This window comes from Micromonospora reichwaldensis, from assembly GCF_031845925.1.
Classification (GTDB): Bacteria; Actinomycetota; Actinomycetes; order Mycobacteriales; family Micromonosporaceae; genus Micromonospora; species Micromonospora reichwaldensis.
This window is the reverse complement of sequence record NZ_JAVRFL010000029.1, coordinates 61,921-77,848: the sequence shown is the minus strand read 5'-3', so window position 1 is coordinate 77,848 and position 15,928 is coordinate 61,921. Positions and strand designations below refer to the sequence as shown.

At 69.4% G+C, this 15,928-nt stretch carries 13 protein-coding genes; 7 read left to right on the top strand and 6 right to left on the bottom strand.

Annotation, left to right across the window (positions count from 1 at the left end; all coding sequences use genetic code 11):
* The first annotated feature begins 288 nt into the window (after positions 1-288).
* The gene (locus RM555_RS22595; protein ID WP_311413616.1) at positions 289-735 is read left to right on the top strand and encodes a hypothetical protein; all 447 of its coding nucleotides are present in this window, start codon (positions 289-291) and stop codon (positions 733-735) included.
* Positions 732-1,232 carry a hypothetical protein gene (locus tag RM555_RS22590; RefSeq protein WP_311413615.1) on the top strand — a complete coding sequence of 167 codons (501 nt, stop codon included), beginning with the start codon at positions 732-734 and terminating at the stop codon, positions 1,230-1,232. Before RM555_RS22595 ends, RM555_RS22590 begins: the two co-directional genes overlap by 4 nt.
* On the opposite strand, the gene RM555_RS22585 is transcribed toward RM555_RS22590, so the two are convergent.
* A complete protein-coding gene (locus RM555_RS22585) occupies positions 1,183-1,770 on the bottom strand; it encodes a Fic/DOC family protein (protein ID WP_311413614.1) in 588 nt (195 codons plus the stop codon). The two genes, RM555_RS22590 and RM555_RS22585, sit on opposite strands and share 50 nt — an antisense overlap.
* Entirely contained in the window at positions 1,757-2,353 is a 597-nt protein-coding gene (locus RM555_RS22580; protein ID WP_311413613.1) for a type II toxin-antitoxin system antitoxin SocA domain-containing protein, read from the bottom strand. The genes RM555_RS22585 and RM555_RS22580 overlap by 14 nt, the downstream gene beginning before the upstream one ends.
* Before the next feature lie 242 nt (positions 2,354-2,595).
* Between RM555_RS22580 and RM555_RS22575 the strand changes: the two genes are divergently transcribed.
* From RM555_RS22575 to RM555_RS22560, 4 genes are all read left to right on the top strand, one after another.
* A complete protein-coding gene (locus RM555_RS22575) occupies positions 2,596-6,060 on the top strand; it encodes a DEAD/DEAH box helicase family protein (protein WP_311413612.1) in 3,465 nt (1,154 codons plus the stop codon).
* Positions 6,057-7,469, top strand: a complete 1,413-nt coding sequence (locus RM555_RS22570) for a restriction endonuclease subunit S (protein ID WP_311413611.1) — start codon at positions 6,057-6,059, stop codon at positions 7,467-7,469. Before RM555_RS22575 ends, RM555_RS22570 begins: the two co-directional genes overlap by 4 nt.
* Positions 7,466-8,974, top strand: a complete 1,509-nt coding sequence (locus RM555_RS22565) for a type I restriction-modification system subunit M (RefSeq protein WP_311413610.1) — start codon at positions 7,466-7,468, stop codon at positions 8,972-8,974. Before RM555_RS22570 ends, RM555_RS22565 begins: the two co-directional genes overlap by 4 nt.
* A 64-nt stretch (positions 8,975-9,038) precedes the next feature.
* Positions 9,039-11,123, top strand: a complete 2,085-nt coding sequence (locus RM555_RS22560; RefSeq protein ID WP_311413609.1) for an AIPR family protein — start codon at positions 9,039-9,041, stop codon at positions 11,121-11,123.
* 77 nt (positions 11,124-11,200) lie between these two features.
* Here RM555_RS22560 and RM555_RS22555 read toward each other — a convergent pair whose 3' ends face one another.
* Positions 11,201-11,635: a nitroreductase family deazaflavin-dependent oxidoreductase gene (locus tag RM555_RS22555; protein WP_311413608.1), complete on the bottom strand. Its 435-nt coding sequence runs from the start codon at positions 11,633-11,635 to the stop codon at positions 11,201-11,203.
* Between the two features lie 53 nt (positions 11,636-11,688).
* Positions 11,689-13,041 carry a pentapeptide repeat-containing protein gene (locus tag RM555_RS22550; RefSeq protein WP_311413607.1) on the bottom strand — a complete coding sequence of 451 codons (1,353 nt, stop codon included), beginning with the start codon at positions 13,039-13,041 and terminating at the stop codon, positions 11,689-11,691.
* Between the two features lie 228 nt (positions 13,042-13,269).
* Between RM555_RS22550 and RM555_RS22545 the strand changes: the two genes are divergently transcribed.
* The gene (locus RM555_RS22545; protein WP_311413606.1) at positions 13,270-14,124 is read left to right on the top strand and encodes an alpha/beta fold hydrolase; all 855 of its coding nucleotides are present in this window, start codon (positions 13,270-13,272) and stop codon (positions 14,122-14,124) included.
* 50 nt (positions 14,125-14,174) lie between these two features.
* Here the strand turns inward: RM555_RS22545 and RM555_RS22540 are convergent, their stop codons facing one another.
* Together RM555_RS22540 and RM555_RS22535 are read right to left on the bottom strand one after the other, a co-directional pair.
* On the bottom strand, positions 14,175-15,047 hold the full coding sequence (locus RM555_RS22540) for an aldo/keto reductase (RefSeq protein ID WP_311413605.1): 873 nt from the start codon (positions 15,045-15,047) through the stop codon (positions 14,175-14,177).
* A gap of 107 nt (positions 15,048-15,154) precedes the next feature.
* Positions 15,155-15,787 (bottom strand): hypothetical protein, encoded by a 633-nt coding sequence (locus RM555_RS22535; protein ID WP_311413604.1) that lies wholly within the window; start codon positions 15,785-15,787, stop codon positions 15,155-15,157.
* Positions 15,788-15,928 lie beyond the last annotated feature (141 nt).

Below are 15,928 nucleotides of genomic sequence, written 5' to 3'. Positions count from 1 at the left end.
TTCGCCCATCTACCCCGGACGGTGCCAGGTCATCCGCAGTCGAACGTCCCTTCGATAGGGGCACAAGATCGGTCAACCGGCGCGAGGCGCCTTCTCCGGCCCGCCGAGAGCGAGTCAGCTCAGAGGCGGTGGCCGTTGGAGGGACTACTGCGACCTTCGTGTGGTCCACCTTCGTGGAGTTCCTCCCGGTGCTACCGAAGGCTGTGGGTGGCATGGTGTTGGCCGGCGTGTCGACGTGGAGCGCCGTCAAGGCATTACGTGCGAGACGACAAGAGCGAGGAGAGCCAGATGCGGATCGATGACGGCGTCGAGCAACGGCTGCGGGCAGTGCTACACCATGTGGTCAAGCAGCAGTCGGAAGAATTCGACATCGCTCTCCGGGCTTTCCCCGACGACCGCTCCCGCCGTGATGCCCTGGAGTTGCTTGTCGCGATCACGTACTACGCCTTGATTGACGCCTACGGCAGGCGACCTTCCCCGGAGGAGGTCCACGAGGTTGCCGCATCCGTTGCTGAGTCCGAACGGTGGGTTCCTCTCTCGCACAGCGAGGTCGAGAGGTATCTCAACCAGGTTCTCGGCGGGCAACCCCTGACCGATGTGCTGGAGCCGGAGGCCGCTGTTCTGCTTGCGTTCGTCGTCACTGGCAGCCTGCTCTCCTCGCGCCCCCAGGGCGAGGGCGAGTGGTGGTTCAACTATCTGGACAAGGTGGAGGCGGCGATCGAGGCGGCGGGATGACCGGGGTGTCCGAGCCGGTGGCGCGTGACGGTGGGGTGCTGGACGGGTTCCACATCCGGCAGGTGCCGGGTGACATCGGCGCCGAGGTCTCCGACTTCGCCAGCGAATGGGACGACGTCCGGTTTGCCACGCGGGTCTGGGAGCGGCAGACCGACGACGGTTACCAGGTCGACCTGCGCGTCCATGTCATGCGGGGCGAGCGGCTGACCGACCTCGCCGCACTGCGCGACTTTCTCACCGAGTATCACGAGCGCGACCCGGCCGACTGGCCGTTGACCGAGTTCACGCACGGTGCCACCACGGGGCTTCATGACGACTCGCAGGCGTTCTGGTCGGCCGCGCCTGGCGTCGCCGTCAACGTGCTGGTCGACCCCGGCCAGGTGGACCGAGGGCAGCTTCTGGCAACGGCGCTTGCAGTCGTGGCGGTATCGGATCGGGATGGCCCAGTCAGCCCAGGCGTCGAACGACCGGCCGCAGCACGTCCACCAGCGGACTAAGGTCGGCGGTGTTGAGGTGCGCCTGGCACGCCTCGATGTTCTCAATCCTGTCCAGCTCGGACCAGTCGAGCAGGAAGCCAGCTGCCGCAGCGAGCTGCCGTAGGAACGAGCGGATCGTACGCCCGTTTCCCTCGCGGAAGGGATGGCAGACGTTCAGTTCGCCGTAGTAGTGCGCCACCGCCTCCACAAAGGCGGCATGGTTCAAACCGAGCAGGTGTCCGTCCGAATCGAGGCGCCTCAGGATCGAGCTGACCTGGTCGTCTATGAACCGCCAGTGGCAGAAGCGTGCACCAGGCTTGCTGATGTCGACACTCCTGGTCTGACCAGCCCAGGAGTAGATGTCGCCGAACAAATACCGGTGGAAGCTCTGGAGGTGGTCCAGCCCGTAGTTGCCGGGAATGATCAGGCGGGATGCCGAGATCTCACGGATCGACACCAGCCGGAACTCGGTCGTGCGAAGCTGCTCCGGGTCCGAGACGCCGAGCTTGTTCTTCAGACAGTCGGTGCCCGGCCAGCAGTAGGGATCAGGCTCGGTCACCGCTGATCCGGGCGATCTCCTGAGCGATCAGCTCATCGGCGCTGATGACGCCGGACGCGACATCCCGGAGTCGATCCTGCCATTCCTCGTCGAACTCCTCGCCTTCGAGGGCGGCGTTCGCCGTGGCCAGGACGACGGCTGTTTCGACGCTCGCGACCTGGCGGGCGTAGTACGCCTGCATCATCTCGACGTCGATTTCCTCGTTCGAGCTTGCCGCCTCCGGCAGGGCACCGCGTGCGGCCCGCCAGGGAAGCTCGTTGTGGGTCATGGTCGACAGCTCGCTGGCGGAGAACTTGCCGTACGTGGTGGTCACCCAACGCACCGTATCTGCTTGAGCGGACGTCAGCCGGGAAGCCTTGCCGTGCGGCCACTCGGAAACGGTGAGCTGGCGTCGGTGGTGGCGGTAGAGGAGCGGCACCACGGGGCCTTGTCGCCACGCCTCGATGCGATCCGGGTAGAGCGCCGTGCCGTGCCGAGCCAGGTGCCACCCCTGGCAGTAGTAGACGAGCTTCTCCAGCTTCATGGCGTTCATGGAGCCGAGCTCACCCAGCACCGCCGCTGCTACGTCATGAGCATCGGTCACGGTGGCACCTCCTTCCACGGCCTTGTCTGCTCCCCTGAGCCTAGCGATTAGGGAGGCGTGCTGGCGTCCACCGTTGACGTGTTGTCCCGTTCGGCCCTTTACTCGCGGTTGCAGGGGAGCAGGTGTCGGATAGGCGATAGGTCCCGGTCGCGGGTGTTCGTGTTGATCGTGCGCCCGTATCCTGACGTGTTCATCGGGGCCTCTGGACGTGGGGAAGCATGGATCCTCGACAGGTACGACGCTTGGCGGAACACTCCGCCAACTTCGGCTTTCTGAAAGACCACCCGCTGCTTGTCTGGTACGGGGCGGGGGCTGAGCTGCTCGTCTACGTCGACGCGCAGTCGACGATGTTCAAGATCCGGGCGTTCGGCGACGAGCTGGCGAAGGATCTGCTGCGCCGCACCGGCCAGCGACCCCGCGGCGACTTCTTCCACCGGGTGGAGGCGCTGCACGCCGACGGCACCCTGACCAGCGAGGTCTACCGCGCCTTCCACAGCCTGCGCGACCAGGGCAACAGGGCGGTGCACGACCATCTGGCCGAGGCGCGGGCGGCGCTGGAGATGCTGCGTACCTGCTTCGAGTTGGGCGTCTGGTTTCACCGGGCGCTGACCGGCGACCGCACGCCGATCGGTTTCGTTCCGCCGACGCCGCCCGCGCAGCAGGTCCCGCGCAGCGTCGCCGAGGCACTCGAGGCGGAGCTGGACCGATACCGCTTGGAGCTGGCCGAAGCGAAGCTGCTGATCGACGGCGCGCAGTCCGTCGCGCAGGCGCGGGCGGCCGCCGAGCAGGCCGCCGACCAGGCGGTCCGGGCCGCCGCCGCCGGGCGCGACACGGCCGCCGCCCTGGTCAGCAGCCTGGAACCGGCGGTCCGCGCGGAGCAGGAGCGCCGCGACACCGCCCGGCCCGGACGTGTGTCGGCCGCCCGCCGGGAGGACTTCATCGCCCGGGCCCGCCGCGCCTCCCGGGGGCCGCTGAACGAGGCCCAGACCCGCGTCGAGATCGACCGGCAGCTCGGCGAGGCCGGCTGGCAGGTGCAGAACGAGGAGCACATCAACCTGTACGCGGGCACGGGTGTCGCCGTCCGCGAGGTCACCCTCGCCGGCGGCCGGGCCGACTACCTGCTGTACGTCGACCAGAAGCTGGTCGGCGTCATCGAGGCCAAGCGGGAGGGCACCGCCCCGCGCGGCGTGGAGGCGCAGCTCGACCGCTACCTGCGGGGGCTGACCCCCGAGCAGACCATGCGCGCCTGGCGGCGGGACGCCCCGCTGCCGTTCGGCTACGTCGCGACCGGCACTGAGACCGCGTTCGTGAACCGGCTCGACCCGCACCCGCGTACCCGGGAGATCTTTGCCTTCCACCGGCCCGGGACCCTGGCGCGGTGGATGCGGGAGGCCGACGACGACCCGGCGGCGCCGACGCTGCGGGCCCGGCTGCGCCGGATGCCGGAGCTGGACCCGACCGGCCTGCGCCCCGCGCAGGCCGACGCGATCGTGGGCCTGGAACGGTCGCTGGCCGACGACCACCCCCGGTCGTTGATCCAGATGGCCACGGGCGCGGGGAAGACCTTCACCGCGGTCACCGCCAGCTACCGGCTGCTGAAGCACGCCCGCGCCGGCCGGATCCTGTTCCTGGTCGACCGCAACAACCTGGGCAAGCAGACCCTCCAGGAGTACGCGGGCTTCCAGGCCCCGGGCGACGGGCGGAAGTTCACCGAGCTGTATCCCGTCGACCGGCTCTCCGGCGCGGGTCTGCTCGACTCGTCGACTGTCGTGATCTCCACGATCCAGCGCCTGTACGCGGCGCTGCGCGGCGACGACCTGCCCGACCCGGACGCCGACGACCGCGCGTACGACGACTACGAGCTGGACGCCCCGGCGGAGGTCGGCTACCAGCCGCGCCTCCCGCCGGAGACGTTCGACCTGATCGTGGTGGACGAGTGTCACCGCTCGATCTACGGCCGGTGGCGTGCGGTGATCGAATACTTCGACGCGTTCGTGGTCGGCCTGACCGCCACCCCCGTCAAGCAGACCCTCGGCTTCTTCCAGCAGCACCTCGTCTCGCAGTACACCTACGAGCAGGCGGTCGCCGACGGCGTCAACGTCGGCTTCGACGTCTACCGGATCAGGACGCAGATCACCGACGCGGGCGCGACCATCGACGCGCGCACGGTGGTGCCGCTGCGGGACCGGCGCACCCGCGCCGAGCGCTACCAGGAACTGGAGGACGACTTCACCTACGACGCCGGTCAGGTGGGCCGTTCGGTGATCTCGAAGGGCCAGTTGCGGCTGGTGCTGGAGACGTTCCGCGACCGCCTGTTCACCGAGATCTTCCCCGGCCGCAACACCGTGCCGAAGACGCTGATCTTCGCCCGCGACGACAACCATGCCGAGGAGATCGTCACGATGGTGCGGCAGGTCTTCGGGCGGGGCAACGACTTCGCCGCGAAGATCACCTACGCGTCCCGCCGCGACGGCGACAACCCCGACACGCTGCTCCAGGCGTTCCGCAACAGCCCGGAGCTGCGCATCGCCGTCACCGTCGACATGATCGCCACCGGCACGGACGTACGCCCCCTGGAGTGCGTCTTCTTCCTGCGGCCGGTGCGCAGCGCCACCTACTTCGAGCAGATGAAGGGCCGTGGGGCCCGCACCATCGACGCCGCCGAGTTCCAGGCCGTCACCCCCGACGCCCAGATCAAGGACCGGTTCGTCATCGTCGACGCGGTCGGCGTCACCGAGGCCGACCTGGACGAGGCGGTGCCGCTGAACCGGCACTCCGAGAAGCAGATCTCCCTGCGGGACCTGCTCAAGAAGGCCGGCACCCTGACCGCCGACGCCGACGAGGTGTCGACCCTCGCCGCCCGGCTGGCCCGCCTCGACCGGCAGCTCACCGACGCCGAGCGCGAGGAGCTGACCGACCTCGGCGGGCAGCCGCTCACCGGGATCGTGCGGGGCCTGGTCGACGCCGTCGCGCCCGAACAGCTCAACCCGGCCAAGGCCGCCGGCCCCACCGCCGTACGCGACCTGCTGGCCGACGCCCTGCGCCCGCTCGCCGCCAACCCGGAGCTGCGCGAACGCATCCTGGAGATCCGGCGGGCCCACGACATCACCATCGACGAGGTCAACGCCGACACCCTGCTGTCGGCGCGGGGCGTGCCGGCCGAGGAGCGGGCGCAGGTCACCGTCAAGGACTGGCACGCCTACCTGGAGGAACACCGCGCCGAGATCACCGCCCTCCAGGTGTTCTACGAGGGGCGCGGCCGGATCGGGTACGACGACCTCAAGGAACTGGCCCGACGCATCGCCCGCCCGCCGCAGGCGTGGACGCCGGCGACGCTGTGGAAGGCGTACGTGCTGCTCGGACGCACCGCCGACGCGCCCGGCACCCGGGGCGTGACCGACCTGGTCAGCCTCATCCGCTACGAACTCGGCCTCGACACCGAACTGCGCCCCTACCGCACCCTCGTGGAGGAGCGCTTCCGTGGGTGGCTGCTGCGGCAGGAACAGGCGGGAGCTACCTTCACTGCCGATCAGGTGTGGTGGCTGGAAAGGATCAGGGACGTGATATCGGTCAGCGTGGAGGTCACCCCCGACGACCTGGACGGCGCACCGTTCACCGAACGCGGCGGCATCGACGGGTACGCCGGCACCTTCGGCCACCGCGCCGAACCCCTCCTCGACGAACTCAACCAGGAGTTGTCCGCGTGACCGATCTGCCAGAGGGCTGGACGGAAGTGCGGCTTGATGACATTGCCTTGTCCGTCAAGAACGGAATTTTCGTTTCCCGGCCTGGCGTAGAGCCCGACGGCGTGCCGATTCTGCGCATCAGTGCCGTCCGGCCCGGGCGCCTGCGAGCGGAAGATGTCCGTTACACAGGGAAGAGCGCAGAGGATTTGGGGGAGTCGGATTCCCTGCTGCACCCCGGGGATCTCCTCTTCACCCGCTACAACGGGAACATCGATCTTGTTGGGGCGTGTGCGATCGTTCCCCAGGGCGTTGGTCAGTTGACGTATCCCGACAAGCTGATTCGGGTTCAGACAAATCCTGAAACTGCTAGCTCGGCCTGCATCGCATACCTTCTCCAATCCCCGCAACTTCGCTCCCGGGTACGAGCCTTAGCCCGCACGACCGCAGGTCAAGCTGGTATATCAGGGGCAAGCCTTCGGTCTGTCGGTATTCCGCTGCCGCCGCTCGCCGAGCAGCGCCGCATCGTCGCCGCGCTTGAAGACCACCTCTCACGATTGGACGCGGCTACCCGATCGATTGGTGAGGCGAGGCGGCGACTGCGAAACCTCCGCAAGCGGGTAATTGTGGAGGCGGTGCCGATTCACGGTCGTGAAGGCTGGAGTGTCTGCTCGGTCGGCGAAGCGGGATCGGTTGATCTTGGGCGGCAGCGACATCCGGACTGGCACCAGGGGCCGGACATGAAGCCCTACCTGCGAGTCGCCAACGTCTTCGAAGATCGAATCGACACCACCGACGTGATGGAGATGGACTTTCCGCCGCGCGTGTTCGAGAGGTTCCGCCTCCAGGAGGGTGACATCCTCCTCAACGAGGGGCAGAGCCCCGAGTTTCTGGGCCGCCCGGCCATGTATCGAGGAATCCCAGCGGAGGCAGCCTTCACCAACAGCCTGCTGCGGTTCCGTGCCGGTGCGGGAATCGACCCGGAATGGGCGCTGCTGGTGTTCCGTCGCCACATGCACGCAGGCCGCTTCTCGCGAGAGGTGCGGATCACTACCAACATCGCGCACCTTTCCGCCGGTCGCTTCAAGGCCGTCGAGTTCCCGATTCCGCCGCTCGCCGAGCAGAGAGCGATTGTCGGACGGACCAAGGACTTGCTGGCCGGCCTGGATCGGCTTTCGGCGGCGGTTGAACGGAGTGAACGACAGGCGACCGCCCTTCGTGCGTCTCTACTTGCGGAGGCGTTCGCGGGGCGGTTGGTGCCGCAGGATCCGAACGACGAGCCTGCCTCGGATCTGCTCGCCCGGATCCGGGCCGAGCGTCAGGCCGCCCTGCCGAAGCAGAAGGCGCGCTCCCCGCGTACCAGAAGAGACCTGGCGGCACCGCCGACCAGGGTGACCGGCGACGACTACCAGCAGGAGACATTGCCGCTGTGAGCACTGTGGATTCGCGCCGGCTGGTGCAGAAGCTGTGGAACTACTGTGACGTGCTGCGTGACGATGGGGTGTCGACCATCGACTACGTGGAGCAGTTGACGTTCCTGCTGTTCCTCAAGATGGCCGACGAGCGGGTGAAGCGGTTCATGCGGCCCGAGCGGATCGTGCCCGACGATTTGAGTTGGCAGACGCTGCTCGACGCCGAGGGCGACGCCCTCGAGGTGCAGTACCGGCACATCCTGACCGGGCTGGCCAAGGAGGGCGGCACGCTCGGCACGATCTTCCGCAAGGCGCAGAACAAGATCCAGGATCCCGCGAAGCTGAAGCGGCTCATCGTCGACCTGATCGACAAGGAACAGTGGTCGGGCACCGGCGTCGACGTCAAGGGTGACGCCTACGAGGAGCTGCTGGCCCGGGGTGCGGAGGACGCCAAGTCGGGCGCCGGGCAATACTTCACGCCCCGCGCGCTGACCGTCGCGATGGTCGACTGCATGCTGCCCACGCCCGACGACACGGTCACCGACCCGGCCTGCGGCACCGGCGGCTTCCTGCTCGCCGCGTTCGACCACATCCAGCGGCACCACGGCGGCAGCCTCACCCCCGACCAGCGTCGCCGCCTCGCCGCCGGGGCCGTCACCGGCACGGAACTGGTGGAGGGCACCGCCCGGCTGGCCGCCATGAACATGCTGCTGCACGGCATCGGCACCCCCGGCGGTGACTCGCTGATCGCCGTCGAGGACGCCCTGAGCAAGCCGCCGAGCCGCCGCTACAGCCTGGTGCTGGCCAACCCGCCGTTCGGCCGCAGCTCCACGATCCGCTCGGTGACCGAGGCGGGCCGGGCGTCCCGCGAGGAGCGGGAGATCGAACGGCCCGACTTCTGGGCCGCCACCGCCAACAAGCAGCTCAACTTCGTGCAGCACATCGCCTCGCTGCTGGAGATCGACGGCCGGGCGGCGGTCGTCCTGCCGGACAACGTGCTCTTCGAGGGCGGCGCGGGGGAGACCATCCGCCGCCGGCTGCTCAAGCAGTACGACCTGCACACCTTGCTGCGCCTGCCCACCGGCATCTTCTATGCCGGCGGAGTGAAGGCCAACGTGCTCTTCTTCGAGCGCAAGCGTGCCCGGGAACAGCCGTGGACCCAGAAGCTCTGGGTGTACGACTTCCGCACCAACCAGCACTTCACCCTGAAGCAGAACCCGCTGCGCCGGGAGCACCTCCAGGACTTCGTGGACTGCTACCTGGCGGGCAAGGACCGCTCCGAGCGGGTCGAGACCGAGCGGTTCCGGGCCTTCACCTACGAGGAGCTGATCGCCCGCGACAAGGTGAACCTCGACATCACCTGGCTCAAGGACGCCTCCCTGGAGGACGCGGACGCCTTGCTGCCGCCCGAGGTGATCGCCCAGGAGATCGTCGAGGACCTCCAAGCAGCGTTGAGTGAGTTCGCAGCTATCGCCGAAGCCCTTGGCGTCCCAGCCACCACCGCAGGCGAAGCGGCTTCGGCCTGAAGCAGCGGCGTCGCCCCACCCACATGCACGCCGATCGCTCTGACCATGCGCAGGAAGGCTCCGGATGAACCCCCTCCAGGTGCGACATGTTCGAGAGGCGCTTGTGCGCCAGTTCGAAGAGCACATCGACCTCAGCGACCTCGACGATAAGACACCGGCAAGACATCGCGAACAGTCGTTCCTGTCCAGAGCGTTGGCCGCGATGACTGTGCAGCACGTTGCTGGGGCCGGACCAGCGGATGCGGCGGCTTCCGTTATCGACGGCTTCGACGATTGGGGCATCGACGCGGTAGCGGTGAGCGAGGACGTGCCGCACGTATGGCTGGTGCAGGCCAAGTGGAGCGACAACGGCAACGCTTCGCTGGATCAGGCGAGCGCGCTCAAGTTCAAGCAGGGGTTCGATCTGCTGTTGCGGGAGGAGTACGCCCGCTTCAACAAGCGGTTTCAGGGCTTGGCCGACCGCGTCGATCGAGCGTTCGGCGAGGGTGAGGTCAAGATAACGCTCGTCGTAGCGCTGCTCGGGCGACCGGTACTGGCTGATGCCGTGAACTTCGTCTTCAAGCAGGCGTGCAAAGAGACGGAGCCGATGACCGACGTGAGGGTGATGGGCCTGCCCGACTTCCACGAGTTGGTGCGGTCCGGCGTCGGCGAGCCCAAGATCGGCCTTGCTGCCCGGCTGGACGGCTGTGCGTCGGTCCCAGAGCCGTTCAAGGCCTACTACGGCACGATGCACGCGGGCGACGTCGCCTCTTGGTACGAGGAGCACGGCGACCGGCTGTTCGCGAAAAACATCCGCACCTCGTTGGGTCTGACGACAGTCAACCGCAGCATCACGGATACCCTCGTCAAGCGGCCAGACCACTTCTGGTACTTCAACAACGGCATCACCGTGCTCTGTGACAGCGTCCGTCGCACCGCCAAGTTCGCGAACGCGGCGGGCGGCCCGGGCGACTTCGTCCTGGCTGGCGCGAGCGTCGTCAACGGTGCCCAGACTGTCGCCGCGATCCACGCGGCTGTCAAACAGGCACCTGACGTCGCCAGCGCGGGCCGGGTGTGGGTGCGCCTCATCTCTCTGGAGGACTGCCCGGAAGGCTTCGCCATCGAGGTCACCCAAGCCACGAACACGCAGAACCAGGTGAAGGCCAGAGACTACGCCGCGCTCGACGAGCGTCAGGCGAGGCTCCGTGACGACTTCGCACTGTCCTTGCACAAGACGTACGTGTACAAGCGTGGTGACGTCGATCCGGCGCCGGACGCGGGCTGTTCCATCGTCGAAGCGGCGACGGCCCTGTCGTGCGCCAATCGCAACCCCGAACTTGCGATGCGGGCGAAGCAGAACCAGGAGCTTCTGTGGGAGTTCGGCGCCAACGGCAGCTACCGTCTGCTTTTCGGAGCCCAACCGACCGCGTACCGCGTCTGGCGTTCGGTGCTTGTCCTCCGCACTGCCCTGGCACACCTGGCAGAGGGCAATCGGACGAGGGAAGGCCGGGCTGCTCAGGTTGCCGAGCACGGAGACTTGCTCATCGTGCACCTGGTGATGCAGCAACTCGTCCACGAGGCGTTCGATGACCAGGGCGCTGAATGGGAGTCGGTACTCGTACGCGTGCCGTCCCTTACCGATTCGGCCCTAGAATGGTTGATCCATCATTTCGATGCCGAGTATCCGAACAACTCGGCTCTCGTGACCTTCAAGCATCCGCAAAAGTGCCGGCAACTCGTTGATCTGGCGCTCGAGTCGGCGCGCAGTGGCCAGCCGCGGCCCGAACTGCCGGCGGAGTACAGCCCGACGCCCAAGGAAAACGAGCGCAAGGCGGCAGCCGTGCCGGTCATCGTCAATTCAGGGAGAGTCGCGGATGGGTCTCCTGTTGAGTTTCGGCCCGTAACCGGTCCCGAGCGCCGGACCCTGCTGCCGTGGATTACAGAGGATCCCCGACGAGGGCAAGCAACCTGGGTCAACGATCGTCGTCGTCCGCTGCTGTGGGCTGCTGACGGTAAGCAGTACTCCCCGACAGGTCTGACAATGCAGATGCTCAAGCTGGCACCAGGGGAGCCACCAAAGGCGGTGCAGGGGACGACGCGCTGGTACCTGCCGGGCGTCGGCTCCCTAGCTGCGATAGCGGACAGCATCCGGTCCGGCGAGACGGATTAGCCGGCACGCGGCCAATCAGTTTCCGCATCAGGCGACCAGAGTCGGACCGCCCAGCAATGGATCGGCGGTGAGTACCGCTACCGCGTGGCGGTCTCGACGACGACCACCGGGATCTCCCGCTCGGTCTCCTTCTGGTAGCGGGCGTACGTCGGGAAGACCTCCGTCATCACCTGCCACAGCCGGGGCCGCTCCTCGGCGGTGGCGGTACGCGCCGTGCCCCGGAACTTCTCGGCCCCGACCTGCACCTCCACCTGCGGGTCGGCGCACAGGTTGAGATACCAGGCAGGGTGCCGTGCCGCCCCGCCGTTCGACGCCACCAGCAGGTAGCGGTCGCCGTCGCGGCCGTAGATCAGCGCGGTGCGCCGCAGCGTGCCCGAGCGGCGCCCCCGGGTGGTGATCAGCAGGGCGTCGTAGCCGTGGAACTTCCCGCCGTCGGCGCCGTCGGTCTCCACGTAGCGGCGCACGTGGCTGGCCACCCACTCCACCGGACTGTCCTGAATGGTTTCCCCCATCGGCACAGCCTAAAGGTCGCGCCGCGATGGCGAGGGCCCCGCGCCGGGGAAGGTCAGGGGCCGGTGAGCAGCAGCCAGTCGTCGTCGAGCGGGGCGACGGTCGTGCCCTCGGGCCAGACGTGCGAGCCGGCGGCCGTCGCCCGCGCCTGGTCCACCAGGGGACGGCGGGCGAACGTCGCCCCGTCGAAGGTCACCGGGCCGTGGAAGCGGGCCCGACCGAAGTTCGCCGCCCCCTCGAAGCGGGTCCGCTCGAACCAGGTCTGGTCGCCGAACTCGGTCCACCGGAACAGGGCCAGGTCCGCGAAGCGGGTCTGCCGGAACCCGGCGTAGCCGGTGAAGGTGGCGTGGTCCATCGAGACCCCGCTCAGGAAGACCGCCTCGCGGAAGGTCGCGCTGTCGGTGAATCGGGCCGCGTCGAAGCTCGCCGTCCGGTGGAAGGTGACGCCCCGGAAGGAGGCCCGGGCGACGGTGGCGTGCCGGCACGACAGCCCGCCGGCGAGGTCGGCGCGGTCGAAGCTGACCCGGCCGGTGATCCGGGCGCGGTCGAGGAGGATCTCGGCGTCGCCGCGCAGGTCGTCGCAGGCCAGGTCCGCGAAGGTCGCGCCGAGGGCGAGCCGCCCGCGTACGGTCGCGCCGACCAGGCTGGTGGTGCCGGCGCAGACCGCGCCGGTGAGGTCCGCGTCGTCCAGGGTGCAGCCGGTCGCGTCGAACCCGTCGAGCCGGGCGCCGGTCAGGTCCAGCCTGACCCCGGGCCAGTAGGCGTCGTCGTCCGCGCGCAGGTGCCGGGTCAGGACCCGCTGGGCGGTGCGGCGCACCTCCGACTCGCGCGTGTCGTCCTCGGGCGCCGGCATCCGCAGGTACGCGCAGAGCACCGCCACGATCGTCTCCCGCTGGGCGGGATTGTCCTGCCCGAGCCGCTCCAGGGCGTGCAGGCCGCCCAGGCGTACGGCCGCGTTGTCGTTGCCGAGCAGCGCGACGGCGCTGGTGTACAGCTCGGTCAGCCGGCGCTCGGCGGCGTCGTGCTCGGCCGCCTCGGCCTGCCGCTCCTGGTGGTGCTGCCCGGCCTCGGCGACCGCCTCCGCGTGCGCCTGCACCCGTTCCCGGTGCGCCTGGTCCTGCGCGGCGACGGCCTCCTGGTGCCGCTGGGCGCGTTCGCCGATCCACTGTCGCCGGGCGGCCAGCAGCAGGGCGAGCCCGCCGCCGGTGCCGGCGACCACGGTCAGCCCGGTGCGGATGGCGTCGATGCGCAGCGTCGCGCGGGTGTCCGGCTGGGCGGCGCGGTCGGCCTCGCCGAGCAGCCAGTCGAGCACCAGCCAGCCGAGCAGCGCGGCGACCAGCAGCCCGACGAGCACCAGCCACCACGGCATCACTCGCAGCGGCTCTTCACGGGGCGGTGTCGGGCGCACGGGTCACAGCATGCCACCGCACCCGGATCGGCGTGCGGCGTTCGTCGTATGTGGACGGACATCGGGCGCAGGGTCTCAGGATCCCGTCCGGTGCAGATGCTACCCGCGCGTAACTTTTCATTGACGTTTCCGGATTGTGGCGGGCATCATCGTGTCCACGATCGATCGGAACCACCCCCACCCCCGTCCCGCCCGGTTGCACCGGGTTCCTCCATGGGAGGTGCAGCTTTGCTGCTCCGAAAGATCGTCCCCGCCCTCGCCGTCATGATCGCCGCCGTGCTCGCCGCCCCTGCCACGGCCGCTGTCGCGGCCCTCGACCGGCCCGCGGCCAGCACCGACCGAAGCGCCGCCGACCCGGCCGCCTCCGCCTCCGCCGCCGGGGACAGCGTCACCAACACCGCCGCCGAGTTCGCCGCCGCCGCGGCAGGTAACCCCGTCATCGTCGTCGGTGGCCTCAGCGGCATCGCCTCCGCCTACGGGCCGCTGGCCTCCCGGCTGCGCGTCGACGGGTACCGGGTCTGGGTCTACCAGCTGCCCAACCTCGGGCTCGGCGACATCCCCACCTCGGCCCGCGCGTTCAGCAGCTTCGTCGGGCAGATCCGCGCGTCGACCGGCGCGGCCAAGGTCGACATCGTCGCCCACTCCGAGGGCGGCCTGGTGTCCCGGTACTTCATCAAGAGCCTGGGCGGGACCAGCAGCGTCGGCCGCTACGTCAGCCTCGGCACCCCGCAGTACGGCACGTACGTGGCCAACATCGTGAAGTTCCTCGGCCTGGGCAGCTGCGCCGGCATCGTCGCCTGCCAGCAGATGTCGATCGGCTCGTCGTTCCTCGCCGGCCTCAACGACGGCGACGACACCCCCGGCACGGTCCGCTGGACGGCGGTGCGCACCCTCCAGGACGAGCTGGTGCGCCCCGTCGACAACGCCACACTGGCCGACGGAGCGACCAACGTGCTGATCCAGTCGGCGTGCCCCCTGCGGGTCGTCGGGCACCTCGGCCTGGTGCTCGACGGCACCACCTACACGGTGATCCGGCAGGCCCTGCGCGACGAGCCGATCCGCCCCAACTGCTTCGCCCTGTAGCGCTCGCGTGGGCCGGGCGGCCGTGCGCCGCCCGCCCCACTGCCGCGTCGTCAGGCGGCCTTGGCGAGGGCCGCGTACTCGTCGTCGGTCAGCCGCACCTCGGCGGCGGCCACGTTCTCCTCCAGGTGCGCCACCGACGACGTGCCCGGGATCGGCAGCATCACCGGCGACCGGCGCAGCAGCCAGGCGAGCGCGAGCTGGGCGGGCGTCGCGCCGTGCCCGGTGCTGATCGCGTCCAGCGGACCGCCCGGCCGGGCCAGGTTGCCGGTGGCGATCGGGAACCAGGGGATGAACGCGAGGTCGTTGCGCTCGCAGTGCTCCAGGACGGCCTCCGCGCTGCGGTCCGCCAGGTTGTAGAGGTTCTGCACCGAGACGATCGGGGTGACGGCGCGGGCCGCCTCGATCTGTTCGACGGTCACCTCGGACAGGCCGATGTGCCGGATCTTGCCCTCCTGCTTGAGCAGCGCCAGCTCCCCGAGCTGGTCGGCGAGCGGCACCTGCGGGTCGATCCGGTGCAGCTGGTAGAGCCCGATGGCCTCCAGGCCGAGGTGCCGCAGGCTCAGCTCGCACTGCTGGCGCAGGTACTCCGGTCGCCCCACCGGCCGCCAGTCGCCCGGGCCGGAGCGGGTCAGGCCGGCCTTGGTCGCGATGACCAGGTCGTCGGCGTACGGGTGCAGGGCCTCCCGGATCAGCAGCTCGCTGACGAAGGGGCCGTAGGAGTCGGCCGTGTCGATGAACGTCACCCCCAGCTCGTACGCCCGGCGCAGCACCCGCACGGCCTCGGCCGGGTCCTTCGGGTCGCCCCACACGCCGGGGCCGGTGAGCTGCATCGCCCCGTAGCCGAGCCGGTCGACCTGGAGATCGCCCCCGATCCGATACGTCCCCGAGGCCTTCGCGGGGTGCTTGCCGGCGTCATTCGTCATGCGTGGATTCCCATCCTGTCGTCCGTCTCCGGCGGTCGATCCCACCACCGAGAGGCTTTCCCGACGATCGTCGCCCACACCACCACCGGGGCGGATCGAGACCGGGATCACCCGCCGTCCGGCCGCACGTGCACCGGGGCCGGCACGTGGTCGAGGTGGGTGTGCCGGAAGGGCCGGGTCAGCGGGCACGGGTCGAGCCGCAGGGCTTCGAGGACGGCCCGGTGCTGGCACTCGGCGAACAGGCGGGGCTCGCCGTCGAGCGGGACCTGCCCGCGCAGCGCCGCGCCGAGGCCCACGGTGTCGACCGCGCCGACGCCCAGCGGGGCGAAGACGCCGGGGTCGTCGCCGCTCGGGCCGGGCGGCGGCGGGGCGTCGACCGGGTAGATCGTGCCGTCGAAGCCGGCGAGCACCTCGTTGTCGTCGTCGTCCCAGTACTCCGTCACCCAGCCCCGGTCGGAGAGGTAGCGGTGCACCTCCCGGCCGCCCGCGTGCAGGGTGGCCGACATGACGCTGGAATCGAAGACGTCGAAGGTGACGGCCGGCTCGCGCGTGAGCAGGGTGATCAGCTGCGCCAGGTCGTCGACCTCGGCGTAGCCGCTCTCCTCCTCCTCGCGGGGGACGACCGCCCACCGGCCCTCGCCGACCTCCGTCACGTACGCCTCGGTGCCGACGTCGGTCAGCACCCTGCGGATCTCCGCCAGGCCGCCCACGGCCAGGATCGTCTGGTAGCTCGTGCCCACGCCGGCAGCGTAGGGCGGGGGTGGGACACCGTCCGGCCCTCGCGACCCGGGCGCCTCCGCGGCACCGCCGGGAAAACGGCGCGCCCGGGCCGCAACCGGGCCGGGACGCGGACGAAGTTGACCGGAGCACCCGTGCCGGCC

What these genes read in the sequence shown, in the direction of transcription:
- RM555_RS22595 (WP_311413616.1), top strand. Translation starts at nt 289, where the DNA reads ATGCGGATCGATGACGGCGTCGAGCAACGGCTGCGGGCAGTGCTACAC.
- RM555_RS22590 (WP_311413615.1), top strand. Translation starts at nt 732, where the DNA reads ATGACCGGGGTGTCCGAGCCGGTGGCGCGTGACGGTGGGGTGCTGGAC.
- RM555_RS22560 (WP_311413609.1), top strand. Translation starts at nt 9,039, where the DNA reads ATGAACCCCCTCCAGGTGCGACATGTTCGAGAGGCGCTTGTGCGCCAG.
- RM555_RS22555 (WP_311413608.1), bottom strand. Translation starts at nt 11,635, where the DNA reads ATGGGGGAAACCATTCAGGACAGTCCGGTGGAGTGGGTGGCCAGCCAC.
- RM555_RS22540 (WP_311413605.1), bottom strand. Translation starts at nt 15,047, where the DNA reads ATGACGAATGACGCCGGCAAGCACCCCGCGAAGGCCTCGGGGACGTAT.